22 protein-coding genes and 1 pseudogene are annotated in these 23,184 nt (G+C 61.5%); 11 read left to right on the forward strand and 12 right to left on the reverse strand.

Features of this window, described 5'->3' with window-relative positions:
* The 6 genes and pseudogenes from KGA89_RS06325 to KGA89_RS06350 form a co-directional block, all read left to right on the forward strand.
* Positions 1 to 88: pseudogene (locus KGA89_RS06325) on the forward strand (TetR family transcriptional regulator); the annotation flags it as partial.
* Between the two features lie 180 nt (positions 89 to 268).
* Positions 269 to 769 carry an urease accessory protein UreE gene (ureE, locus tag KGA89_RS06330; protein WP_018606250.1) on the forward strand — a complete coding sequence of 167 codons (501 nt, stop codon included), beginning with the start codon at positions 269 to 271 and terminating at the stop codon, positions 767 to 769.
* A complete protein-coding gene (locus KGA89_RS06335; RefSeq protein WP_223470934.1) occupies positions 766 to 1,455 on the forward strand; it encodes an urease accessory protein UreF in 690 nt (229 codons plus the stop codon). The genes ureE and KGA89_RS06335 overlap by 4 nt, the downstream gene beginning before the upstream one ends.
* A 9-nt stretch (positions 1,456 to 1,464) precedes the next feature.
* Positions 1,465 to 2,079, forward strand: a complete 615-nt coding sequence (gene ureG, locus KGA89_RS06340; RefSeq protein ID WP_003197309.1) for an urease accessory protein UreG — start codon at positions 1,465 to 1,467, stop codon at positions 2,077 to 2,079.
* A gap of 32 nt (positions 2,080 to 2,111) precedes the next feature.
* On the forward strand, positions 2,112 to 2,684 hold the full coding sequence (locus KGA89_RS06345) for a HupE/UreJ family protein (protein WP_003197307.1): 573 nt from the start codon (positions 2,112 to 2,114) through the stop codon (positions 2,682 to 2,684).
* 130 nt (positions 2,685 to 2,814) lie between these two features.
* Positions 2,815 to 3,948, forward strand: a complete 1,134-nt coding sequence (locus KGA89_RS06350) for an AGE family epimerase/isomerase (protein WP_223470935.1) — start codon at positions 2,815 to 2,817, stop codon at positions 3,946 to 3,948.
* Positions 3,949 to 4,066: 118 nt separating this feature from the next.
* On the opposite strand, the gene KGA89_RS06355 is transcribed toward KGA89_RS06350, so the two are convergent.
* From KGA89_RS06355 to KGA89_RS06395, 8 genes are all read right to left on the reverse strand, one after another.
* Complete coding sequence (locus KGA89_RS06355) at positions 4,067 to 4,831, reverse strand: SDR family oxidoreductase (RefSeq protein WP_003197302.1); 765 nt, start codon at positions 4,829 to 4,831, stop codon at positions 4,067 to 4,069.
* Between the two features lie 847 nt (positions 4,832 to 5,678).
* Positions 5,679 to 6,395, reverse strand: a complete 717-nt coding sequence (locus tag KGA89_RS06365) for an ABC transporter ATP-binding protein (protein WP_003197300.1) — start codon at positions 6,393 to 6,395, stop codon at positions 5,679 to 5,681.
* Entirely contained in the window at positions 6,392 to 7,264 is an 873-nt protein-coding gene (locus KGA89_RS06370) for an ABC transporter ATP-binding protein (RefSeq protein ID WP_003197298.1), read from the reverse strand. The genes KGA89_RS06365 and KGA89_RS06370 overlap by 4 nt, the downstream gene beginning before the upstream one ends.
* Positions 7,261 to 8,541, reverse strand: coding sequence for a high-affinity branched-chain amino acid ABC transporter permease LivM (livM, locus tag KGA89_RS06375; RefSeq protein WP_003197297.1), 1,281 nt, complete (start codon positions 8,539 to 8,541; stop codon positions 7,261 to 7,263). Before livM ends, KGA89_RS06370 begins: the two co-directional genes overlap by 4 nt.
* A gap of 2 nt (positions 8,542 to 8,543) precedes the next feature.
* A complete protein-coding gene (locus KGA89_RS06380) occupies positions 8,544 to 9,458 on the reverse strand; it encodes an ABC transporter permease subunit (RefSeq protein ID WP_003197295.1) in 915 nt (304 codons plus the stop codon).
* A gap of 163 nt (positions 9,459 to 9,621) precedes the next feature.
* The gene (locus KGA89_RS06385; protein ID WP_003197293.1) at positions 9,622 to 10,758 is read right to left on the reverse strand and encodes an ABC transporter substrate-binding protein; all 1,137 of its coding nucleotides are present in this window, start codon (positions 10,756 to 10,758) and stop codon (positions 9,622 to 9,624) included.
* A 370-nt stretch (positions 10,759 to 11,128) separates the two neighbouring features.
* The gene (locus KGA89_RS06390; RefSeq protein WP_223470936.1) at positions 11,129 to 12,412 is read right to left on the reverse strand and encodes an NAD(P)/FAD-dependent oxidoreductase; all 1,284 of its coding nucleotides are present in this window, start codon (positions 12,410 to 12,412) and stop codon (positions 11,129 to 11,131) included.
* Between the two features lie 155 nt (positions 12,413 to 12,567).
* On the reverse strand, positions 12,568 to 14,058 hold the full coding sequence (locus KGA89_RS06395; RefSeq protein WP_038857759.1) for an aldehyde dehydrogenase family protein: 1,491 nt from the start codon (positions 14,056 to 14,058) through the stop codon (positions 12,568 to 12,570).
* Between the two features lie 178 nt (positions 14,059 to 14,236).
* Between KGA89_RS06395 and KGA89_RS06400 the strand changes: the two genes are divergently transcribed.
* The 3 genes from KGA89_RS06400 to nadE all read left to right on the forward strand — a co-directional run bounded on the left by KGA89_RS06400 (position 14,237) and on the right by nadE (position 17,317).
* Entirely contained in the window at positions 14,237 to 15,145 is a 909-nt protein-coding gene (locus KGA89_RS06400) for a LysR family transcriptional regulator (RefSeq protein WP_223470937.1), read from the forward strand.
* A gap of 113 nt (positions 15,146 to 15,258) precedes the next feature.
* Positions 15,259 to 16,485 carry a nicotinate phosphoribosyltransferase gene (gene pncB / locus KGA89_RS06405; RefSeq protein WP_003197284.1) on the forward strand — a complete coding sequence of 409 codons (1,227 nt, stop codon included), beginning with the start codon at positions 15,259 to 15,261 and terminating at the stop codon, positions 16,483 to 16,485.
* A 4-nt stretch (positions 16,486 to 16,489) separates the two neighbouring features.
* The gene (nadE, locus tag KGA89_RS06410; RefSeq protein ID WP_003197282.1) at positions 16,490 to 17,317 is read left to right on the forward strand and encodes an ammonia-dependent NAD(+) synthetase; all 828 of its coding nucleotides are present in this window, start codon (positions 16,490 to 16,492) and stop codon (positions 17,315 to 17,317) included.
* Positions 17,318 to 17,499: 182 nt separating this feature from the next.
* On the opposite strand, the gene azu is transcribed toward nadE, so the two are convergent.
* A complete protein-coding gene (gene azu / locus KGA89_RS06415) occupies positions 17,500 to 17,946 on the reverse strand; it encodes an azurin (protein WP_003197280.1) in 447 nt (148 codons plus the stop codon).
* Positions 17,947 to 18,288: 342 nt separating this feature from the next.
* Between azu and KGA89_RS06420 the strand changes: the two genes are divergently transcribed.
* Positions 18,289 to 18,876: a TIGR00730 family Rossman fold protein gene (locus KGA89_RS06420; RefSeq protein ID WP_214511439.1), complete on the forward strand. Its 588-nt coding sequence runs from the start codon at positions 18,289 to 18,291 to the stop codon at positions 18,874 to 18,876.
* A gap of 68 nt (positions 18,877 to 18,944) precedes the next feature.
* Entirely contained in the window at positions 18,945 to 19,133 is a 189-nt protein-coding gene (locus KGA89_RS06425; RefSeq protein WP_003197274.1) for a hypothetical protein, read from the forward strand.
* 73 nt (positions 19,134 to 19,206) lie between these two features.
* On the opposite strand, the gene KGA89_RS06430 is transcribed toward KGA89_RS06425, so the two are convergent.
* The 3 genes from KGA89_RS06430 to KGA89_RS06440 all read right to left on the reverse strand — a co-directional run bounded on the left by KGA89_RS06430 (position 19,207) and on the right by KGA89_RS06440 (position 23,037).
* A complete protein-coding gene (locus KGA89_RS06430) occupies positions 19,207 to 19,584 on the reverse strand; it encodes an NUDIX hydrolase (RefSeq protein ID WP_003197272.1) in 378 nt (125 codons plus the stop codon).
* Positions 19,585 to 19,657: 73 nt separating this feature from the next.
* The gene (locus KGA89_RS06435) at positions 19,658 to 20,551 is read right to left on the reverse strand and encodes a transglutaminase N-terminal domain-containing protein (protein WP_223470938.1); all 894 of its coding nucleotides are present in this window, start codon (positions 20,549 to 20,551) and stop codon (positions 19,658 to 19,660) included.
* Positions 20,551 to 23,037 (reverse strand): circularly permuted type 2 ATP-grasp protein, encoded by a 2,487-nt coding sequence (locus KGA89_RS06440; RefSeq protein ID WP_223470939.1) that lies wholly within the window; start codon positions 23,035 to 23,037, stop codon positions 20,551 to 20,553. Before KGA89_RS06440 ends, KGA89_RS06435 begins: the two co-directional genes overlap by 1 nt.
* Between the last annotated feature and the right edge of the window lie 147 nt (positions 23,038 to 23,184).

The following is a 23,184-nucleotide window of genomic DNA, read 5'->3' on the forward strand; positions in this document are numbered from 1 at the left end:
CCTCACGCCCCAGGCGAAGATTACCCAGCAACTGCGGTTCATCTTTATTGGCCTCAAGCATTGGCAAGGGCTGGGCAGTACCGAATAACCCCGCTCCAACAGGTTTTTTGTGCAAGCCGCAAAATGGTGCGCGATAGCCAATCTCGCACCAATATGGGACGCAACCCGCCCCATCCTGAAACGCCATCCCCAGCTATTTCCTACATCTCTTTCGGTTGGCAAGCCCCTTGCTCTAAACACAGCACTGTTCATTGCTGGAAGCACTCCGATGCTGGTGATTCATCGCAGAATCGACACTCAACCGCGCTGGGACGCCGAGCTGCACCTGACCTTTGACGCCCGCAGCAAAAGCCGCCTGCGCTGTTTCAGTGCCGAGGGTGAAGACGTGGGGTTGTTCCTGGAGCGAGGCCAGCCGCCGCTGTACGACGGCGAATGCCTGCAAGCTGAAGACGGGCGCATCGTGCGCGTTTGCGCCCGCGCCGAACAACTGCTGCATGTCACCTGCGCCAACGCCTTCGAACTGACCCGCGCCGCCTATCACCTGGGCAATCGCCATGTCGCCCTGCAAGTGGGCGATGGCTGGTTGCGCCTGCTGGACGATTACGTGCTCAAGGCGATGCTCGAACAACTGGGCGCCCGCGCCGAACCTATCGAAGCCCCGTTCCAGCCGGAACATGGCGCCTATGGCGGCGGTCACCATCACTCCCGGCACGGCGACGAAGATTTCAACTACGCGCCGCGCCTGCATCAGTTTGGCGTGCGTACATGAACCCGGCCTGGGCGCTGCTGCGTCTGGCCAGCCCGCAGTTGCCGATTGGCGGCTACAGCTATTCCCAGGGGCTGGAGATGGCGGTGGACAACGGCCAGGTGAAGAATCCCGATGACGCCCGTCGCTGGATCAGCGATCAACTGCTGCTGAACCTGGCGCGCTTCGAAGCGCCCTTATTGCTGGCGCACTGCAGCGCAGCCGCCGCTGACGATTGGGACGCCCTGCTGCTGCATTGCGAAGAACATCGCGCCAGCCGGGAAACCCGTGAGCTGTATCAGGAGAGCCGGCAGATGGGCTACTCGTTGCAACAACTGCTTGCCGGCCTGCCGGAACTCGACGGTGCCGCGCGCGGTTTTCTTGAACAGCTCAGTCTCCAACAACGCAGCGAGCCGCACCTGGCGCTGTGCTGGGCTCTGGCGGCGCGCGCCTGGCATATCGCCCCCCGGGACGCTCTTGCCGCCTGGCTGTGGAGCTGGCTGGAAAACCAACTGGCGGTGCTGATGAAAACCCTACCCCTGGGCCAGCAAGCCGCCCAGCGCCTGACCAGCGAACTGCTGCCGCTGCTGCAACAGACCCAGCACGACGCCTCGAACATCGACCCCGACCATTACGGCAGCGCCGCCTTTGGCCTGTCCCTGGCGTGCATGGCCCATGAGCGCCAGTACAGCCGCCTGTTCCGTTCCTAGGAGACACTCATGAATACACAACCTCTGCGCGTCGGTATCGGCGGCCCGGTAGGTTCCGGCAAGACCGCCCTGACCCTGGCCCTGTGCCTGGCTCTACGTGAACGCTACAACCTGGCAGTGGTCACCAACGACATCTATACCCGCGAAGACGCCGACTTCCTGGTGCGCAACGAGGCCCTGGCGCCGGAGCGGATCATCGGCGTGGAAACCGGTGGCTGCCCGCACACGGCGATTCGCGAAGATGCGTCGATCAACCTGGAGGCGGTGGACCAGTTGAACCGGCGCTTCCCGGGCTTGGACCTGATTCTGGTGGAGTCGGGCGGCGACAACCTGTCGGCGACCTTCAGCCCGGAGCTGTCGGACCTGACCATCTATGTGATCGACGTCTCGGCCGGTGACAAGCTGCCGCGCAAGGGCGGGCCGGGCATCTGCAAATCCGACTTGCTGGTGATCAATAAAATCGACCTGGCACCGCTGGTGGGGGCGTCCCTGGAAATGATGGACAGCGACACCCGGCGGATGCGCAACGGCAAGCCCTTCGTGTTCAGCAACCAGAAGACCGGCCAGGGCCTGGACGACATCATTGCGTTCATCGAGCGCCAGGGCCTGCTGACCGCCGCCTGATTTTTTCCGACTGACCACAAGGAAGCTTATCGATGACCTTCAAACGCATTCTCGGCGCCCTCGCCCTGCTGCTGACCCCAGCCCTGGCCTTCGCCCATCCCGGCCATGGCGACAATGGCCTGATCGCCGGCCTCGGCCACCCTATCGGCGGGCTCGACCACTTGCTGGCGATGCTGGCGGTCGGTTTGTGGGCCGCACAACAACAAGGTGCCGCGCGCTGGGCGCTGCCATGCACCTTCGTCGGTACGATGCTGCTCGGCGGCCTGCTGGGTTTTGAAGGCCTGGACCTGCCAGCGTTGGAAAGCGGGATCGCCGCCTCGGTACTCGCCCTGGGCCTGGCGGTGGCACTGGCGGTGCGTCCGCCGTTGAGCCTGGCAGTCGGTGCGACGGCACTGTTTGCGCTGTTCCATGGCGTGGCCCATGGCTTGGAACTGCCGGACATGTCGAGCCCGTGGGCCTATGCGGCAGGGTTCGTCGCGGCCACGGCGGCGTTGCATGGCGCCGGGTTTGCCCTGGTGCGGGTGTTGCCACGAGCGGCGGCGCCATTGGTTCGATTGGCCGGGGCAGCTTCGGCGGCGGCTGGGGTCTGGTTGCTGGCGGGCTGATTCTTTAGCGCCTGCCAGGCCGCTATCGCGAGCAAGCTCGCGATGACGGACTTGCAGGCGCGATCTCTCTGAAGTCGGTCACTCTGCTACCATGTCGCGCAATCGCCCCCAGCCGTGACGACATCCGCCAATGCCTCATGCTTCCCGCCCCGCTCCCCAGCCTGAATTGACTGCCCTGTTTGCAACGGTGCGTCAGCATTTTCACGACGTGATCGTGCCGATGTGGCAAGGCCCGGGCTGGAATGCCGAACTGGCGTTGCCCTATGAATCCCTGGATGCCGAACATGTGCCGCTGCCACCCCAGCGCTACCGCGCCATGGCCTGTGCGCGGCAGTTGTATGTGTTCGCCAGCCTGATCGGCGAAGTGCCCCAGGCCGAGGAACGGGCCAGTGCACTGTTCCGCTCGCTGCAGCGCCATTTCCACGATGCCGAACACGGCGGCTGGTTCTACAGCATCGACCCGCAAGGCGTGCCGCTGGACACCGGCAAAGACCTCTACACCCACGCCTTCATCCTGTTCGCCTGCGCCCATTACTGGGGCAAGGTCCGCGAACCACTGGTGGAATCGGTGCTCAACGCGAGCCTGGAGGTCATTGCCCAGCGCTTTGCCAGCGCAGATGGGCTCTACGAAGCCAGCCTCAAGCGCGACTGGTCGACGACCGGATCCGGCCCGTTGCAGAACCCCTTGATGCACCTGGCCGAAGCGTTCCTCGCCACCCTGTCGGTCCGCGAAGACGCCAACGTCCGCCAGGCGTTGCTGAGCCTTTGCGACGGGATGTCCAAACAGTTCATCGAGCCGCAGCAACGCGTGATGATGGAGAAGCCGCTCAAGGCTGTGGATAACTGGTTCGAACCGGGACACCAGTTCGAATGGTATTACTTGCTGGCCTCATCGCCCCTGTTGCGCAACGGCAAGTTGCACACAGCCCTGGAACACAGCTTCGGCCATACCGAACAGCGCGGCGTCGCCCCGGACTCCGGCGCTGTGTGTGCAATGCTGGCCTTGGGGTCCCAGGCAGGCCCACGCGATGCCACCCAACGCATCTGGGCCCAGGCGGAATACTTGCGGGCACTCAGCTTGCGCCCGGGCAGCCAAGGGTTGCTGCTGCGTCAATTGCAGGCGCTGCAGCAGCATTTCCTGCATGCCAAGGGCTGGAACGAATGCCTGGACGCCGACGGCATCGTCAGCCGCCGGGACATGCCGTCCACCACGCCGTATCACCTGCTGACCTGCTATCGCGGGCTAGCCGATTATCTAGGCTGATTGGCAAACCGCTATCGCGGGCAAGCCTTGCTCCCACAGGGATTTGAGCAGCCCTGCTCTCAGAGATGAATCAAACCTGTGGGAGCAAGGCTTGCCCGCGATGAACGATAACGCGCTCTTATGTTTTGTTGCGTTCAATGGCAAACCCGGCCCAGGTCTGGCTCACCGGCATCAGCTCCAGGCTGTTGATGTTGATGTGCGCTGGCGCATTGAGCACCCAGAAAATCGTATCGGCGATGTCCTGTGGCTGGATCGGCTCGGCGCCGGCGTAGGTCGCGTTGTAGCGCTCCTGGTCGCCACCGAAGCGCACCAGGGAGAACTCGCTCTCGCACAGGCCCGGCTCAATATTGCTCACCCGCACGCCCGTGCCTTGCAGGTCGCAACGCAGGTTCAGGGAGAACTGTTTGACGAACGCCTTGCTCGCGCCATACACGTGGCTGCCCGGGTACGGGTAGTTGCCGGCGATGGAGCCCAGGTTGACGATCCCGGCCCCACGGCCGTGGGCGATCAGGCGCGGCAACAGCAGGCGAGTGCTGTAGATCAGGCCTTTCACATTGGTGTCGACCATGGTGTCCCAGTCATCGAGGTCGCACTTGGGTGCAGGGTCGACGCCCAGGGCCAGGCCGGCGTTGTTGATCAGCCCGCGCAATTTGGCGAAGGATGGCGGCAGGTTGGCGATTGCCTCTTCCATGGCCTTGCGATCACGCACGTCCAATACCAAGCCATGGACTTCAGTCTGCTTCGACAGCTCGGCACAGAGGGCATTGAGGCGCTCTTCACGACGACCGGTCAGCACCAGTTTCCAACCGGCCTCGGCAAAACGACGGGCACAGGCTTCACCAAAACCGGACGTCGCGCCGGTAATAAACAGGGTGTCAGACATCGTGTTCTCCTTGTTTGAACTTCAACAGCCATTAAATGGAAATCGGCCCACAGCATGCCCGCCCTGGCACGGTAGGGGCAAGACTTGCACACGGCTTTTGCCCCACGACTGCTCATAAAACAACCAATCAACGCCAGGCCTTGCCAAACAAGGGCCGCAGCCGGTTGCCCGCACCTTATCCACAGGCACGTCCACAGTAATCGGGGGCAAGTGCAAAACCTGCAAGCCGCTGTGCATAAGGCTTTGCGGGGTATTTGGAAAATTTTTTCGCTTGACCCTGCAAGTGAGGTTGTGCAGCGCAAGTTATCTGCTATAAGCCAACGCGAGATGGGCGATGGCTCCAAGCCAGTAACGACGGTGCTCAGCGCGGTCTTTCCAGAGTTTAATCACAGACTTATCCACAGGCTTGCCCACCGATTTTCGAGCCCATTGCAGCGCTCATAAAAGTGTTGACAGCCGCCACTCCCGCTTGAGCAAAAACGCCTGATCAAAAAACGACCACAGCCCTGGAAGCCACGTATTCAAAGGCTCGCAGCCAGCTACTCCCACGTTACCCACAGCCAGCTCCAAAGCAAACGGGGACAAGTCAAAACCGTGACAAAACAACTGTTTGCGGCGACTTTATGTCGCGGTTTCGCAGGGGCTCAGGATTGTTGTCCACAATTGCAAAAACGCATAAAAAACCTGTGGGAGCGAGCTTGCTCGCGAAGGCGGTGTATCAGCCACATGGCGTGTCGACTGACCCACCGCTTTCGCGAGCAAGCTCGCTCCCACAGGGGTTGGTGGTGTTTTGGAGGGATAAAAAACCGGCGATCACTCGCCGGTTTTTTTCATTGCAACAACCGCCTCAATGCCCGCCCAGGTACGCGTTGCGCACTTCCTCGTTGGCGAGCAGCTCCTTGCCCGTGCCGGTCAGGCGGATTTCACCGTTGACCATCACATAGGCCCGGTCCGACAGCTTGAGGGCATGGTTGGCGTTCTGCTCCACCAGGAAGATGGTCATCCCGGTGGACGCCAGTTCACGCAGGGTGGCGAAGATCTGCTTCACCACGATAGGCGCCAGCCCCAGACTCGGCTCATCGAGCAGCAACAACTTTGGCCGGCTCATCAATGCCCGGGCAATGGCGAGCATCTGCTGCTCGCCGCCGGACATGGTCATGGCCCGCTGGTTGCGGCGCTCCTTGAGCCGTGGAAACAGCTCGAACATGCGCTGCATGTCTTCACTGGCGTGCTTGTCACCGATGGGGATGGTGCCCATCAGCAGGTTTTCCTCGACGGTCATGTCCGGGAATACCCGCCGCCCTTCCGGCGACTGCGCGATGCCATGGGAGGCGATGTAATGGGACGACTTGTGGGTGATGTCCACACCCTGGTAGATGATCTGCCCGCCTGCTGCACGCGGCTGGCCGAAGATCGACATGAGCAACGTGGACTTGCCGGCACCGTTGGAGCCGATCAGGCTCACGGTTTCACCTTCGCCAATGTGCATCGAGACTTTTTTCAGGGCCTGGATCGGCCCGTAGAACACGTCCAGCTCCTTGAGCTCGAGGATAGGTCCACTCATACCAGTTCCTCTTCATCGGCACCCAGGTAGGCCGCGATCACCTTCGGATCGTTGCGAATCGCCTCCGGACCGCCCTCGGCGATCACGTTGCCGTGGTCCAGCACCACGATGTGGTCGGAAATGCTCATTACCATGCCCATGTCGTGTTCGATCAGCACCACGGTCAGATCATGCTCGTCGCGCAGCAGCCGGATCATCGCGCTCAGCGCTTCGGTTTCCTGAGGGTTGAGGCCGGCGGCCGGTTCGTCGAGGCAGATGATCTGCGGGCGCGTGCACATGGCCCGGGCGATTTCCAGGCGGCGTTGCTGACCGTAGGAAAGCTCGCCCGCCAGGCGGTTGGCGCAATCCACCAGGTCCACCACTTCCAGCCAGTAGAAGGCATGGTCCAGGGCGTCGCTTTCGGCCTTGCGGTAGCCCTTGGTGTTGAGGATACCCGCCACCATGCTGCGGTTGACCCACATGTGCTGGGCCACCAGCAGGTTTTCCAGCACCGACATTTCCTTGAACAGGCGAATGTTCTGGAAGGTGCGCGCCAGGCCGGCGCGGTTCACCAGGTGGGTGCCGCCAAACATCTTGTAGTACAGCCGGCTGGCGAAGGACTTCGGCGACACGAAATCAGTCGGGCGAAACGCCTCGCCCAACAGCTTGATGACGTTGGTTTGCTCGCCACGCACGTTGAGTTCGATCTTCCCGCCCGTGGCCTTGTAGAAACCGGTCAGGCAGTTGAACACCGTGGTCTTGCCCGCACCATTGGGGCCGATCAGGGCAAAGATCGAGTTGCGTTTGACTTGCAGGCTGACGTCGCTGAGGGCCCTGATGCCACCGAACTGCATCATCAGGTTTTCAACTTTGAGTACGACTTCGCTCATGGCGCTACCCCCTTGCGCGGCGTCACCCCGGTACGGCTGATACGGATCAGGCCGCGCGGACGCCAGATCATCATCAACACCATCAATACGCCGAACAGCAGCACCCGGTATTCGGAGAAACTGCGCAGCAGCTCCGGCGCCACAGTGAGTACGAAGGCGGCAATCACCACGCCGACCGTCGAGCCCATGCCGCCCAGCACCACGATGGCCAGGATCAGCGCCGACTCGAAGAAGGTGAACGAAGACGGGTTGACGAAGCCCTGGTAACTGGCAAAGAACACCCCTGCCAGGCCCGCTGTGGAGGCGCCAATGGTGAAGGCCGAGAGCTTGACCAGCACATGGTTCAGGCCCATGGAGCGGCAGGCGATTTCATCCTCGCGCAGGGCTTCCCAGGCACGCCCGACTGGCATGCGGGTCAGGCGATGCTTGATATAGAGCACCAGCAGTACCGTGATGAACAGCACGATGTAGATGAACAGGAATTTGATATTGGGGTTGTAGTCGATGCCGAAGAACTCATGGAACGGCACCCCACCATCCTTGGCCCTTCGACCAAACTCCAGGCCGAAAAAGGTCGGCGACGGCACGGGCATGCCATTCGGCCCGCCGGTGAACGACAGCCAGTTGTTGAGTATCAGGCGAATGATCTCGCCAAAACCCAGGGTCACGATGGCCAGGTAGTCACCGTGCATTCGCAACACCGGGAAGCCCAATATGCACCCCGCCATCGCCGCCGCGATGGCCGCCAGTGGCAGTACCGTCCAGAACCCCAGCCCCAGGTATTGATAGCCCAGCGCCAGGCCATAGGCACCGATGGCGTAGAACGCCACGTAACCCAGGTCGAGCAGCCCCGCCAGGCCGACAACGATGTTCAGGCCCAGGCCCAACAGCACATAGATCAGCCCGAGGATGACCACAGTGAGTACGTATTTGTTGGCGAAGAACGGAAACACGATGGCAATCACGATCAACGCCGGGATGACCCAGCGCAGGCGCGACTTGTAGTCCGGTGGCAGCACATGCACGCCGGAGCCGGTACTCTCGAAACCCTGGAGAATCTTCAGCCCCTTGGGGGTTTGCAGGAACAGGCTCAAGGCAAAGCGCCCGATCATCACGATCGCCACCAGCCAGCCAACGCGAGCCGGTTGCAGGTTGAAGCTGTAGCCGTCGAGCACCACGCCGACGATCGGCCCGAACACGATCAGCGAGATCAGGCCGGCCAGGATCGCGTCGATGACGCTCTTTTTGATATCAATCGATTTATTGGCAGCAGACATACTTATACCTTCGCCACGAGTGGGCGACCCAACAGGCCTTGGGGACGGAAAATCAGAATCAGCACCAGCAGCGAGAAACTGAACACGTCTTTGTAGTCAGAGTTGATCAGACCGGAGAACAGCGACTCGGAGATGCCGAGGATGATCCCGCCGAGCATCGCCCCAGGCAGGGAGCCGATGCCGCCAAGTACCGCCGCGGTGAACGCCTTGATGCCGATGATGAAGCCGGCATAGAAGTCGAACGTACCGTAGTTCATGGTGATCAGCACGCCGGCCAGGGCCGCCATCGCCGCACCGATGATGAACACGTAGGAAATCACCCGGTCGGTGTTGATCCCCAGGATCGAGGCCATCTTGCGGTCTTGCTGGGTGGCGCGGCACATGCGTCCGAGCTTGGTGTACTTGATGATGTAGGTCAGCAAGCCCATCCCGGCGAACGCGGCGATCAGGATGAAAATCTTGGTGTAGGTGAGCTGGACGAAACCGCTGCCGATATCGACGCGCATGGCGCCTTCAAGCAGTGTCGGGACTCCCTGTTGGCGGGCGCCCTGGCTGATCTGCGCGTAGTTCTGCAGGATCAGCGAGATGCCGATGGCACTGATCAGCGGTGCCAGCCGGGTTGAGTTGCGCAGGGGTTTATAGGCGACGCGTTCGATGACCCAGCCATATACTCCGGTGACCACGACCGTGAACACGAGGGTGCCGAGGATCATAAGCGGAAAGGATTCAATACCGAAGTAAGCCAGCAGAGCCAGACTGATTGCCGCGAGGTAAGCGGAAATCATGTAAACCTCGCCGTGGGCGAAGTTGATCATGCCGATGATGCCGTAGACCATTGTGTAGCCGATGGCGATCAGACCATAGACCGACCCGAGGGTCAGGCCATTGATCAGTTGCTGCAGGAAAATACCATCCATAACGCAATCTCACGCAGTGAGAACCTGCACACCCTGGGATGTGCGGTTCTTCTAAGGAAAATACAGATTTACGTCGGAGCAATGTCAGCCACGACCGACGCGCGGCCCTTGGAAGCCGGGGCTTGCCCGGTTCCAAAGAAGGCGTGGACGGTCGCTTCGGCCCTTACTTCTGTTTTTCCAGCTGGTGATACTTGCCGTCCTTGTCCCACTGGTAAACCACGTAGTCGGAGACTTTCAAGTCGCCCTTGGTGTCCCATTCCTTCTTGCCCATCACGGTCTGGACCGAGTTGGCCTTGAGCCACTTGGCCGCGTCTTCGCCCTTATTGGACTTGGCGCCATTGAAGCCGGCGGCCAGGGCCTGGACCGAAGCGTAGGCGTACAGGGTGTAGCCTTCAGGCTCGGTGCCGTTCTTGCGGAACTCTTCAACCACGGCCTTGCTGTCTGGCAGCAGGCGCGGGTCGGCGCCAAAGGTCATGTACACGCCATCGACGTATTGCGCGCCGCCGGCGGTGGTGACCAGTTCGTCGGTGACGATGCCATCGTCAGACATGAACTTCACGTCCTTGAGGCCTTGCTCGCGCAACTGGCGAACCAGCGGGCCGGCTTCCGGATGCAGGCCACCGAAGTAGACCACGTCGGCACCCGCCGCACGGATCTTGGTCACCACGGCGCTGAAGTCTTTCTCGCCGCGGGTCAGGCCTTCGTACAGCACCTCCTTCACGCCACGCTTGGCCAGTTGTGCCTTGGTGGCATCCGCCAGGCCTTGGCCGTAGGTGTCCTTGTCGTGCAGCACGGCCACTTTCTTGCCCTTGAGCACGTCGACGATGTAGTCGCCCGCCACGATGCCCTGCTGGTCGTCACGACCGCACATGCGGAACATGGCGTTCAGGCCGCGCTCGGTGACTGCAGGGTTGGTGGAGCCCGGGGTAATGGCGATGATGCCGGCTTCGTCGTAGACCTCCGAGGCCGGGATGGTGTTGGACGAGCAGAAGTGCCCGACCACGCCGATCACCTTGTCCTGGTCAACCAGGCGGTTGGCCACGGCCACGGCCTGCTTGGGTTCGCAGGCGTCGTCGCCAGCGACCAGTACGATCTTCTCACCGTTGACGCCACCTGCCTTGTTGATGGCATCGGCTGCCGCCTGGGCACCCTTCATGTACTGCTCGCCAAATGCAGCGTTGGCGCCGGTCATCGGCCCCGCCACACCAAATTTCACATCAGCTTGAGCAAACGCAGAAACACCCAACGCAGTTGCCACTGCGAGGGCCAGGAAACCTTTCTTGTAAAACGTCTGGGACATGAGGTGGTGCTCCAAGGTTTTTTTTAGTTGGCACTGCGACTTCATTTCACTGAAAAGCTCAGAGCAAGGGCCGTGCCATCGGTTTTTTATTCTGAAAAAAGTCGCTGCTTTATTGTTATTTCGACTGTTTCGAGCCCTTTTTCATAGGGCGTGCAACCGTCTAAACCGCACGAGGTGCAACCTTTTATTTAAATGGGTAAAACCCTCCGTGAGCCATCATTGCAACCATCGCACGAAACGGCGTGCAACCACTGTGTAACAACCCACGTCACCGAACTGCACACTGTCGGTGCGCGATTGCTACAACCCGCACCATAACAGGCTAGACGCTACGCCGGAAAACGCGGCTTCCAGCAACAATTTTCAACACTCAAATGACGATCCGCAGGCACTGGCCCGCGTGATACAGGGAAAAGCCCGCCTCATACAGGCAACTGCGCAATCCCACCCCGGCCAATGGCTGCATGGGTGCGAACGGGATCGGCAGGGCCTGGGCATTACCGTGACACAGGTAATCGGCGAACGCCTTGCCGACCACCGTGCCGGTGGTCACGCCCCGACCGTTGTAGCCGGTAACGGCCACCAGCCCGGGAGCGGGCTCGAACAGACGCATCAGGTGATCGGGGGTGAAGGCAATGCAACCGGTCCAGGTGCACTCCCACTCCACCGACTTGAGGTAAGGAAAATAGTGCTGCTGCACCCGGTCGGCCCAGGCCTTGAGGAACCAGGTCGGCTTGCGGTTGCCATTGCCCAGGCTGCCCAGCAGCAAACGGCCATCCTTGTCCCGGCGGATGCTGCTCAATACCTGGCGGGTATCCCACGAGCCCTGCCCGCCCGGCAGAATGCGGCGGGCGGCCTCGTCGGTCAGCGGGACCGAGGCGACCTGATAGTAATAACCGGGGAAGAAATTGCGCCGCAGTTCGGTCCAGTCGCCCTCGGTGTAGGCGTTGGAGGCGATCACCACCTGCTCGGCCAGCACCGAACCCTGGGCGGTCTGCACCGACCAGCGCTGGCCTTGGCGTTCCAGGCGTGTCACCGGCGAGTGGTCGAACAACTGGCCGCCAAGGTCCGTGGCCGCCTTGGCCAACCCGCTGGTGTAGGCCATCGGGTTGAGCGTGCCGGCACGATGGTCGAGCAGTGCCGCGGCGATTTTCGACGTGCCGGTGGCATCGACACAGGCCTGGCCGGTGAGCAATTCCACCGGGGCACCACGGCGCTTCCATTGCTCTTCGCGACTGCGCAGGTCGGCCTCGCCCCGGGCGTTATGAGCCATGTGCAGGGTGCCTTCGCGGCGCAGTTGGCAATCGATGTTGTATTTATCGATGAGGCTGAACACCAGGGCCGGCGCCGCCCCCAGCATGCGATTGAGCTGGCTGCCCACCGCCTCGCCGAACCCGGCCTCGATGTCATCCGGCGGGATCCACAGGCCGGCGTTGACTAACCCGACGTTACGCCCCGATCCGCCGTGCCCGGCCCGATGAGCTTCCAGCACAACCACGCGTTTGCCTTGCTCGAGCAAATGCACCGCCGCCGACAGCCCGGTAAAACCCGCGCCGATCACACAGACGTCAGCCGTGACTTCGCCGGTGAGCGCGCTATTTTCAGGCCTTTGCGGCGTCAGTTTTTCCCACAGACATTCTTCGCGTAACGGCATTGCCAGACTCCGAAAAAGAAACCTAACCACTACACACAAATTCATTGTGGGAGCGAGCTAGCTCGCGATGGCGGCGGCACATTCAATAACTATGTGACTGACAGACCGCTATCGCGAGCAAGCTCGCTCCCACAGGGGACTTTGTTGACTCGACCTCAGTCGAAGGTAATCCCCTGCGCCAATGGCAACTCCAGCGAGTAGTTCACGGTGTTGGTCTGGCGGCGCATGTAGCCGCGCCAGGCGTCGGAGCCGGATTCGCGACCGCCACCGGTTTCTTTTTCGCCCCCGAATGCGCCGCCGATCTCCGCGCCGCTCGGGCCGATGTTGACGTTGGCGATGCCGCAGTCGCTGCCCACGGCCGACATGAATTGCTCGGCTTCACGCACGTCGGTGGTGAAGATGCAGGACGACAGGCCCTGGGGCACGGAGTTGTTCAGGTGCAAGGCCTCGGCAAAGTCCTTGTAGCCGACCACGTACAGGATCGGTGCGAAGGTTTCGTGGCGCACCACATCGCTCTGCTCGGGCATCTCGACGATGGCTGGCGAGACGTAATAGGCATTCGGGAACTGGTCTTCAAGCTGGCGCTTGCCACCAAAGACTCGCCCGCCTTCGCTCAAGGCCTGCTCCAGCGCATCCTGCATGCTGTCGAAGCTGTGCTTGTCGATCAGCGGCCCGACCAGGTTGCCTTCCAGCGGATGGCCGATGCGCACTTTCGAATAGGCGGCCTTGAGGCGGGTGACGATTTCATCCTTCACCGATTCATGGGCAATCAGCCGGCGCAGGGTGGTGCAACGCTGGCCGGCGGTGCCGACGGCGCTGAACAGGATGGCGCGCACGGCCATGTCCAGATCGGCGCTCGGGGCCAGGATCATGGCGTTGTTGCCGCCCAGTTCCAGAATGCTGCGGGCGAAACGCGCGGCGACTTTCGGCGCCACTTCGCGGCCCATGCGGGTGCTGCCGGTGGCGCTGATCAAGGCCACGCGCGGGTCATCCACCAGCGCTTCACCGGCATCGCGACCACCAATGATCACCTGGCTCAGGTACGGCGGTGCATCGCTGAAGTTCTTCAGCACGCGCTCGAACAGCGCCTGGCACGCCAGGGCGGTGAGCGGGGTCTTTTCCGACGGTTTCCAGATCACCGCGTTGCCGCACACCAGGGCCAGCGTGGTGTTCCAGGCCCAGACCGCCACGGGGAAGTTGAAGGCACTGATCACCCCGACCACGCCCAGCGGATGCCAGGACTCACGCATGTGGTGGCCCGGACGCTCGGAGGCGATGGTCAGGCCGTACAGCTGGCGAGACAGGCCGACGGCGAAGTCGCAGATGTCGATCATCTCTTGCACTTCACCCAGGCCTTCCTGGGTGATCTTGCCGGCTTCCCACGACACCAGCTCGCCAAGGTCGGCCTTGTATTCACGCAACAGGTCGCCAAATTGACGCACCAGCTCGCCGCGACGCGGGGCCGGCACCTGGCGCCACAGGTCGAAGGCGTGTTCGGCACGACTGACCTGCTGCTCGACTTCAGCCGCGCCTTCCCAGTTCACGGCGCCGATACGGCTGCCATCGATGGGCGAATGCACCGGTTGTGTGCCGTTCTGGTACAGGGCCGAGTCGACGCCCAAGCGATCAAGCAATGCAGCAACCATGGAAAATTTCCTCACACGAAAGACAAAGGATTGGCAGCCGGACGAATGCGACTGATCAGACCTGTAGTTGTAGCTGGCTCGAGACTTGCCAACAAACGACCTTTAAGCGAGATATCATTCCGTTTATTCATGCTGGCCATGACCGGATAAGCAGAGCCACAAGAAATAAGGCCTCATCATGCTCAATAAACGCTACTTGCCGTCGATCACGGCGCTGCAATGCTTCGAAGCGGTGACCCGCCACTTGAGCTTCACCCGTGCCGCCGAAGAGCTGAACCTGACCCAGAGCGCCGTCAGCAAACAGGTCGCGCAACTGGAAGAGTTGCTGCAGCACTTGCTGTTCCGGCGCGTGCGCCGACGCTTGCAGCTGACGCCAGCCGGTGATTTGTACCTGGGGGAAGTGCGAAAAATCCTCACGCAGGTGGAAATGTCTACCCATTACCTGCGCTCCTACGGCGGCGACACCGAAGTCCTGCGCGTTTCCACGCCCCCGACCTTCGGCGCCCGCTGGTTGGTCCCACGCTTGAAGGGCTGGCGATTGCGGCATCCGAAGATTCATCTGGATCTGTGCAGCGAGCAGGAGGCCGACGATTTGCTGCAAGGGCGCAGCGACCTGGCGTTCTATTTCGGCCAAGGCTCGCGCCCCGGCACCGAATCCCTGAAACTGTTTGGCGAAGAACTGGTACCGGTCTGCGCGCCCGGCAGCCTGCCTGACCAGCCCTTCACCGACCCGACCCAACTGGCCGAGCTGGTGCTGCTGCAAAACGCCTCACGGCCCCAGGCCTGGCACGATTGGTTCGACAATCAGGGCTATCACACCGAACACAGCTACCACGGGCCGCGTTTCGAAACTTTCTACATGTGCATCCGCGCCGCCCAGGTCGGCTGCGGCGTCGCCCTGCTGCCGCGGTTTCTGGTGGAAGAAGAACTGGCCGACGGCAAACTGGTCATCCCCTGGCAACACGCGATGCCCAGCACCAATGCCTATTACCTGGCCTATCCGGAACATTCGGCGGAAGTACCCAAGGTGCGGCTTTTTGTGGAGTGGATGCTGGAGCAGATCGACAACCCGGATGCACCGCAATAGCGGCAGCTGACACAAAACACTGGCAATACCCACCACGGTTATGCGCCACTAGCCCTTTCACTACAAACCGCCGAACCTCGCTGCCCACGGCTGCGGCCTGTCTGGAGAACCCTATGAGCGAGAGCGTATTTGCCGATCGTATCGTGCAGAACCTGCTCGACACCGACTTCTACAAACTGACGATGATGCAGGCGGTGTTGCACAACTACCCCAACGTCGAAGTCGAATGGGAATTTCGCTGCCGCAACAGCGAAGACCTGCGCCCGTACCTGGCGGAGATCCGCTTTCAGATCGAGCGCCTGGCCGAGTTGAGCCTGAGCGCCGACCAGTTGGGTTTCCTGGAGCGCATCAGCTTTATGAAGCCGGACTTCCTGCGTTTCCTGGGCCTGTTTCGCTTCAACCTGCGCTACGTGCACACCGGTATCGAAAACGGCGAGTTGTTCATCCGCCTGCGCGGGCCGTGGCTGCACGTCATTCTGTTCGAAGTGCCGCTGCTGGCCATCGTCAGCGAGGTACGCAATCGTTATCGCTATCGTGAAATCGTCCTGGAACAGGCGCGGGAACAGCTTTATCGCAAGTTCGACTGGCTGAGCGCCAACGCCAGCGCCGAAGAACTGTCCGAACTGCAAGTCGCGGACTTCGGCACCCGTCGTCGTTTTTCCTTCCGCGTCCAGGAAGAAGTGGTCAACGTGCTCAAGCACGATTTCCCCGGGCGCTTCGTCGGCACCAGTAACGTGCACCTGTCCCGGGAACTGGACATGAAGCCCCTGGGCACCATGGCCCATGAGTGGATCATGGCCCACCAGCAACTGGGCCCGCGACTGATCGACAGCCAGATCGCCGCCCTCGATTGCTGGGTGCGCGAGTACCGGGGCCTGCTGGGGATCGCCCTGACCGATTGCATCACCATGGACGCCTTCCTCAAGGATTTCGATCTGTTCTTCGCCAAGCTGTTCGACGGTTTGCGCCATGACTCGGGCGACCCGGTGATCTGGGCCGAAAAAGCCATTGCCCACTATCACAAGCTCGGCATCGACCCGATGAGCAAGACCCTGGTGTTCTCCGATAGCCTGACATTGCCCAAATGCCTGGAGATTTTTCGGGCATTGCGTGGTCGCATTAATGTCAGCTTCGGTATTGGCACCAACCTGACGTGTGACATTCCAGGTGTAGAGCCGATGAGCATCGTGCTTAAAATGATCAGCTGTGACGGGCAACCCGTGGCCAAGATTTCAGACGAGCCCGGCAAGACCCACTGCAAAGACCCGAATTTCGTCGCCTACATGCGACATGTTTTCCAAGTACCTGCCGCCCTTTCTGACACATCAAGCAAGGAGTGAATTCATGCAAGCCGTACAGCGTGAGATTGCTGAACAGCTCAAGGTCCAGCCGCCGTTCACCGATGACGCGGCCCTCAAGGCCGAAATCGCCCGTCGGGTGAGCTTTATTCAGGATTGCCTGGTCAACTCCGGACTCAAGTCCCTCGTGCTGGGCATCAGCGGTGGCGTTGACTCGTTGACCGCCGGGCTGCTGGCCCAACGTGCCATGCGCGAACTGCGGGAGAAAACCGGTAACGCCGCCTACAAGTTCATCGCCGTGCGCCTGCCGTACGAAACCCAGTTCGACGAGCATGAAGCCCAAGCCTGTGTGGACTTCATCGACCCGGACGAGCGCCATACCGTCAACATCGGCCCGGCGGTCAAGGCCTTGGCCGATCAAGTCGCGGCGTTCGAAGGCAAGGCAGCGGTCTCGCGGGATTTCGTGCTGGGCAATACCAAGGCGAGGATGCGCATGGTGGCGCAATACACCATCGCGGGCACCGAGCACGGCCTGGTGATCGGCACCGACCATGCCGCCGAAGCGGTGATGGGTTTCTTCACCAAGTTCGGTGATGGCGCCTGCGACCTGGCGCCGTTGAGTGGCCTGGTGAAAAACCAGGTCCGGGCCATTGCCCGTGACTTTGGTGCGCCGGAGTCGCTGGTGGAAAAAATCCCCACGGCCGACCTTGAGGACCTGTCCCCAGGCAAGCCGGACGAAGCCTCCCACGGCGTGACCTACGCCGAGATCGATGCGTTCCTGCACGGCGAGCCTGTGCGGGACGAGGCGTTCAGGATCATTTGCGAGACTTATCGCAAGACTGAGCACAAGCGGGTGATGCCTTACGCTCCGTAACGGGTAATCACTGTGGGAGCGGGCTTGCTCGCGATGGCTGAGGGGCGTGGGTTGGTGTGTATATCCGTTACGCAAAAAACGGATATACACCCCAAAACAACCAGACACCCACCGAAAAAAACCCAAAAAAACGGCGCTTCCCATTTCTGAAAGAAGCGCCGCTTTTTTGTGCCTGAAGCTGATTATTTCAGGGTAACGGTGCCTTTCATCATCGAGATGTGGCCCGGGAACGAGCAGAAGAAACCGTATGCCTCACCGGCAGCCAGTTTAGACACGTCGAAGGTCACCGAGTCTTTTTCCCCGGCTCCGATGACCTTGGTGTGGGCGATGATGCGAGTATCACCTTCCTTCAGGTAATTCTTGTCGATGCCAGCGCCCAGGCCATCGGTGGCGATCGGCTGCATGTCAGCCTCTTTGCTCAGCACCCAGTTATGGCCCATGACGTTTTTCGGCAAACTGCCCGAATGCGTCAATTCTACGGTGAACGTCTTGCAGCTCTTGTCGATCTCGATGGCCTTGGTGTTGAAGGACATCTGGTCGGTCGAGTCGATGGTGGTCTTGCACTCCGCTGCCATCAGTTGGCTGCTGGCCAGCGTCAACAGAGATACTGCAACAAGTTTGGCAAACATCGTGAATCTCCAAGGCATGGTTAACAAAAATCCGTCAAAGGGGAAGACTGCCTGAATTTCAGACAAGTTCCTATGACCTGAATCAAAGATTGTATACAACTTAAGGCTATCAGCCTGATGGACACAATCAACCAACCAGAGGGATGACACCGCTCTATGATCGGCCTCACCACCTCTCGGGAGCGCCCATCATGAACGTCAACAGCCTGTTATGCAGCTTGCTCGCCGCCTACGCCTGCGGCGCCAGTGGCACCTACGAAAAACCTCAACGCGAGGTTTAATCGCTTTGCGCGACCAAGACCAGGCTTTACTCTGGGTCGGTTACTGATCATGGAGTAAAGCATGTCCATCGCGTCTGTTTGTGTATTTTGCGGCGCCAGCACCGGCACCGATCCAGCGTATCGTGAAGCGGCGCAGGCCCTGGGCCGGGCATTGGCGGAACGAAAATTGACCCTGGTCTACGGCGGCGGTGCCGTCGGCCTGATGGGGATCGTCGCTGACGCGGCCCTGGCGGCCGGCGGCGAGGTCGTCGGCATCATCCCGCAAAGCCTCAAGGACAAGGAAATCGGCCACAGCGGCCTGACCCGCCTGGAAGTGGTGGACGGCATGCACGCCCGCAAGGCACGCATGGCCGAACTCAGCGATGCCTTCATCGCCCTGCCCGGCGGCCTCGGCACGCTGGAGGAGTTGTTCGAAGTCTGGACCTGGGGCCAGCTCGGCTACCACGGCAAACCGCTGGGGCTGCTGGAAGTGAACGGTTTCTACAGCAAGCTCACCGGTTTTCTCGATCATATCGTCGGCGAAGGCTTCGTGCGCGCGCCCCATCGTGACATGCTGCAAGTGAGCGAATCAGCGCAGAACCTGCTCGATGCGCTGGACGAATGGCAACCGTCAGTGCAGCCAAAGTGGGCCGAACAAAAACCCAGCTAACGGCTCGGCCCCGATACAGGGCAGAATATGCGCCGCTCAACCTCACCTTCGACCCCAGAGGATCGCCCATGGCCAAACCCAATTATTCCTTCGCCAAACGTCAAAGAGACTTGGCCAAGGAGCAGAAGAAAGAGGAAAAGCTGCAGCGCAAGAAAGCCACAGCTGAAGAAGAAGCCGCACTGACCCCGGATGCCGAAGGCGAAGTGGCGGCAGAAGATGATGTTGATGCACCGAAAGATCAGGCGCCCGACGCCTGATACCCCCTGGGCCCGATGATTCGATCCGGCCCCCCGGTTCTGTGTCCAGGGCCGGCAGTCCCACTGCCGGCCCTCACAATCCCAGCGCCTTGATAATCGACAGGCGATAGCCTGCAGGTAGATTGGCCGGCAATTGGCCAGGCTCGAACAACCCGATCTGCTTGTGCTCATGGCTGATCATCGGCACGAAACCGCCCAGCAACTGGCAGCGGTACGTGGAGATGAAGACATGCTTGCCGGGAATGACCTCGAACAAGTACGAATCCAGCGGCTCCCCCACACTTACCTCAACCGCCAGCTCCTCATCGATCTCCCGTGCCAGGCACTGCGGCGCCGTTTCGCCCAGCTCGATCCGTCCACCGGGCAGTTCCCATTCGTCCCGTTCGTTGAGCATCAGCACGACCAGGCCTTCGGGGGATTGCAGCACGCCTTTGATGGAAACCGGGAACATGGGAAAACCTCATCATCCATAGGACACACAATCTGTGGGAGCCGAGCTTGCTCCCACATTTTCCACACAGCGATCATGACTCCAGCGGCATCACCGTCACCCGTACCTCGGGATCATGATTGCCGCCGCCCAGGATCACTCCCCGCAACGGCGACACATCGGAAAAATCCCGGCCCCAGGCCAGCGTGATGTGTTCCAAGGCCGGCTGGACGTTGTTGGTCGGGTCGAAGTCCACCCAACCCAATACCGGGCAATACACCGAGACCCAGGCATGGGACGCATCGGCGCCAATCAGCCTTGGTTGGCCGGGTGGCGGCTGGGTCAGCAGGTAGCCACTGACGTAACGCGCCGCCAGCCCGCGAGAACGCACGCAGGCCAGCATCAAGTGGGCGAAGTCCTGGCACACGCCCCGCCGCCGCTCCAGCACCTCCACCAGCGGCGTGGCCACCTGGGTGGCCTCGGCATCGAAGGTGAACTCATCGAAAATCTTTTCCATCAGCGCCCGCACGCCAACCATCAACGGTCGCCCCGGCGGGAAGCAACTTTCGGAAAACTCGACGAAGCTGCGCTTGAGGTGCACATACGGCGACTCGAAACGAAAACGGCACGCCTCCAGCAATGGCGCCGCCAGTGGCCGGCCGCTGTAGGTCAGCGCGTTGCAGGTCGACTCCCAGGCCGGGGACAGGTTGAAGTCCAGCGCGGGGCGAGACAGCACCTCAACGCTGAGGCGAGCATTGACCAGCAGCTCGTCGTGGGGGCGTTCGAAGGCCAGGCGGGTCAGCGGGTTGCCGAACACATCCTGCTCATCGCGACGGGTCGTCGGCTCCGGGCTGATCAGCAACTGCTGTTCGGTGCAACGCTGCCAGTCACAGGCGCGCGGCCACAGATGGGCAAGCTGCTGGGCCAGGGACACCGGGCTGTCATAGTGGTAATGGGTGTCGTGGAGGATCTGGTAACGAGCGCTCATCAGACGGACACCGTGCGTTGGCTGACGTCATCGACGTGGGCGAAATGACGCAAGGCCAGGCGATCGGATACCTGGCCACCGACATCGGCCACTTCCTGCAATAGGTCGGCCAGCCCATCAAGTGCTGCGCGCAGGCTGGCCTCACCAAACAGGGGATTTTCCAGGCAACGCAAGTCAAAGCGAGAAAGACGCGTCACCAATTCTGGCAAGGCCGTTTCCTTCGGTGCGCCAAAATCGTCGTTCAGGCGTTTGAGCGTGCGGGCCACCAGCTTTAACTGGAAAAGCACCGCGTGGGGGTTCTGTTCGTCCAGCAACAACAGATCCAGCACCGGGATCAGTTGCGCCACCGCCAGGTAGCGCGACCGGTAGGTGATGCTGCTGTTGCCCAGTTCCAGCAGCCACTCAAGCCCAGCCTGGTCGAACACTGCATCGCTGCGCAAAAACGCCGCCAGGCTGCTGCTGAGGAACTGCAAGCGTTCCAGGCGCCGGCCAATCATCAAGAAGCGCCAGCCCTCGTCGCGGGTCATGTCGTCCAAGGCAAATCCGGACAACGCCGCCAGGGACATCACCAGCCGATTGAGGAAATCCAGCAACTCACCGAAATCCGGTTCCTCGGTTTCCAGCTCCATCGCTTCGCGCTGCAACTCCACCAGCGCCTGCCAGTTCTCCCGGGACAGCTTGCCGCGAACCTGCGAGGCCGCCCACTGCAAGCGCTGCAGGTTGGAGCGCAGGCTGAACGACCAGTCGTCCCCCAACAGCGCCGCCAGCAAACGCTCGTGCAGCTCGCCCTCCTCAGGCAGCAGCATCAGGCTTTCGCCCAGGGACACCGCCGACTGCAGGGCCTGCGGGTCGTCGCCATCGACGTAACGCCCCAACATGATCCGCAGCAGCCGCGCGCTGTCGTCGCAGCGTTCGCAGTAACGGCCGAACCAGAACAGGTTTTCCACCACCCGCGACGGCAGGTACGGATCGCGTCGAACCAGGTCGTGGACGCCTACGGTTCGCTGGGCCGTCCATTGTTCACCACCGGGGGCCTGCTCGCCCAACACCCAAGTGTCCTTGCTGGCGCCGCCGCGCTGCATCGACACCACTTCGGCGTCGGCCTCGGCAGCCACGCGGGTCAGGCCACCCGACAGCACCCGATAATCATCCTTCCCGGACACGGCATACACGCGCATGCCAATGGCCCGAGGCTGGATGTGCCCGTCTTCGGCCTGCCAGACCGGGGCCTGGGACAGTTGCGCCAGCTCCTGGGCGACATAGGCATAGGGCCGAGCCTGCATGCGCGCCGCCAGTTGGCCGCGCTGCGCCTCGTTCAGGTCCCGGCCGAACACCGGGGTGAAGCTTTGGGAAGGAAACGCCGGCTTGATCAACAGTTGCGGCAGCTTTTCCAGGGCCTGGGCCAGCACCGGCGGCTCACCGCACCACCAGGTGGCGATGGACGGTAGTATCAATTCCTCGCCGAACAGATACTGGTTGATCTTCGGCAGGAACCCCAACAGGCCCGGTGACTCCAGCACGCCGCTGCCCAAGGCATTGGCCACCAGCACACGGCCCTGGCGCACCGCTTCCAGCAGTCCCGGCACGCCGAGGGCTGAATCGGTACGCAGCTCCAGGGGATCGCAGAAATCGTCGTCGAGCCGGCGCATGATGGCGTGAACCCGGCGCAGGCCGCTGAGGGTCTTGAGGTAGACCGTGGCGTCCCGCACGGTCAGGTCGCCCCCCTCCACCAGCGGATAGCCAAGCTGGCGTGCCAGATAAAGATGCTCGAAATAACTTTCGTTGAACCGCCCCGGCGTCAACAGCACCACCAGTGGCGACTCACCGTCGCTGGGCGCCTGTCGTGCCAGGGTTTCCTGCAAGGTGCGGAAGAACCCGGACAGGTGGCGCACCCTCAGGTCGCGATACAGCTCGGGGAACGCGCGGGAAACGATCATGCGATTTTCCAGCGCATAACCGGCCCCCGAAGGCGCCTGGGTCCGATCCGCCGTGACCCACCATCGGCCATCGGGCGTGCGCGCCAGATCCACCGCATACAAGTGCAGGAAGCTGCCATCCGGTGGGGCAATGCCCTGGCAGGGCCAAAGAAAATTGTTGTGCCCGAATACCAGCTCCGCCGGCAGCAGCCCTTCGCTGATCAGCCGCTGTGGCCCATACAGGTCGGCCAGAACCGCATTGAGCAGCCGCGCACGCTGGGCGATCCCGGCCGACAGATGTTTCCATTCCTGCGGGTCGATCACGTGGGGCAGCAGGTCCAGCTCCCACGGCCGGTCGGCGCCCTTCGGATCGGCGTAGACGTTATAGGTGACACCGTTTTCCTGGATCTGCCGAGCCAGCAGCGCCTGACGCTGGATCAGGTGAGCCGGCGTGCTGCGCTGCAACTGATCGAACAACCGCCGCCAGTGCGGACGCACCGCACCGTTGTCGTCCAACAGTTCGTGATAGGTGCCCGTCGTCAGCGGGTAACGGTCAAGCAGGTCAGGCATGGAAAGCTCGGCAGACGGCAATAAAAGGTGAGACTAGCGCAAGCGCATGACGCCCGGATAGGTGGAAGAGTGTGACCAGACGCTGGGTCGTGCCCTGTAGGAGCTGCCGGAGGCTGCGATCTTTTGATCTTTCGCTTGGGACTCAAG

It is taken from the genome of Pseudomonas sp. A-RE-22 (assembly GCF_019956035.1).
In the GTDB taxonomy this organism is placed as follows: Bacteria; Pseudomonadota; Gammaproteobacteria; order Pseudomonadales; family Pseudomonadaceae; genus Aquipseudomonas; species Aquipseudomonas brassicacearum.

Excerpts from the sequence above, each read along its gene's own strand:
- ureE (WP_018606250.1), top strand. The coding sequence starts at position 269 with ATGCTGGTGATTCATCGCAGAATCGACACTCAACCGCGCTGGGACGCC.
- KGA89_RS06335 (WP_223470934.1), top strand. The coding sequence starts at position 766 with ATGAACCCGGCCTGGGCGCTGCTGCGTCTGGCCAGCCCGCAGTTGCCG.
- ureG (WP_003197309.1), top strand. The coding sequence starts at position 1,465 with ATGAATACACAACCTCTGCGCGTCGGTATCGGCGGCCCGGTAGGTTCC.
- KGA89_RS06345 (WP_003197307.1), top strand. The coding sequence starts at position 2,112 with ATGACCTTCAAACGCATTCTCGGCGCCCTCGCCCTGCTGCTGACCCCA.
- KGA89_RS06350 (WP_223470935.1), top strand. The coding sequence starts at position 2,815 with ATGCCTCATGCTTCCCGCCCCGCTCCCCAGCCTGAATTGACTGCCCTG.
- KGA89_RS06355 (WP_003197302.1), bottom strand. The coding sequence starts at position 4,831 with ATGTCTGACACCCTGTTTATTACCGGCGCGACGTCCGGTTTTGGTGAA.
- KGA89_RS06365 (WP_003197300.1), bottom strand. The coding sequence starts at position 6,395 with ATGAGTGGACCTATCCTCGAGCTCAAGGAGCTGGACGTGTTCTACGGG.
- KGA89_RS06370 (WP_003197298.1), bottom strand. The coding sequence starts at position 7,264 with ATGAGCGAAGTCGTACTCAAAGTTGAAAACCTGATGATGCAGTTCGGT.
- livM (WP_003197297.1), bottom strand. The coding sequence starts at position 8,541 with ATGTCTGCTGCCAATAAATCGATTGATATCAAAAAGAGCGTCATCGAC.
- KGA89_RS06380 (WP_003197295.1), bottom strand. The coding sequence starts at position 9,458 with ATGGATGGTATTTTCCTGCAGCAACTGATCAATGGCCTGACCCTCGGG.
- KGA89_RS06385 (WP_003197293.1), bottom strand. The coding sequence starts at position 10,758 with ATGTCCCAGACGTTTTACAAGAAAGGTTTCCTGGCCCTCGCAGTGGCA.
- KGA89_RS06390 (WP_223470936.1), bottom strand. The coding sequence starts at position 12,412 with ATGCCGTTACGCGAAGAATGTCTGTGGGAAAAACTGACGCCGCAAAGG.
- KGA89_RS06395 (WP_038857759.1), bottom strand. The coding sequence starts at position 14,058 with ATGGTTGCTGCATTGCTTGATCGCTTGGGCGTCGACTCGGCCCTGTAC.
- KGA89_RS06400 (WP_223470937.1), top strand. The coding sequence starts at position 14,237 with ATGCTCAATAAACGCTACTTGCCGTCGATCACGGCGCTGCAATGCTTC.
- pncB (WP_003197284.1), top strand. The coding sequence starts at position 15,259 with ATGAGCGAGAGCGTATTTGCCGATCGTATCGTGCAGAACCTGCTCGAC.
- nadE (WP_003197282.1), top strand. The coding sequence starts at position 16,490 with ATGCAAGCCGTACAGCGTGAGATTGCTGAACAGCTCAAGGTCCAGCCG.
- azu (WP_003197280.1), bottom strand. The coding sequence starts at position 17,946 with ATGTTTGCCAAACTTGTTGCAGTATCTCTGTTGACGCTGGCCAGCAGC.
- KGA89_RS06420 (WP_214511439.1), top strand. The coding sequence starts at position 18,289 with ATGTCCATCGCGTCTGTTTGTGTATTTTGCGGCGCCAGCACCGGCACC.
- KGA89_RS06425 (WP_003197274.1), top strand. The coding sequence starts at position 18,945 with ATGGCCAAACCCAATTATTCCTTCGCCAAACGTCAAAGAGACTTGGCC.
- KGA89_RS06430 (WP_003197272.1), bottom strand. The coding sequence starts at position 19,584 with ATGTTCCCGGTTTCCATCAAAGGCGTGCTGCAATCCCCCGAAGGCCTG.
- KGA89_RS06435 (WP_223470938.1), bottom strand. The coding sequence starts at position 20,551 with ATGAGCGCTCGTTACCAGATCCTCCACGACACCCATTACCACTATGAC.
- KGA89_RS06440 (WP_223470939.1), bottom strand. The coding sequence starts at position 23,037 with ATGCCTGACCTGCTTGACCGTTACCCGCTGACGACGGGCACCTATCAC.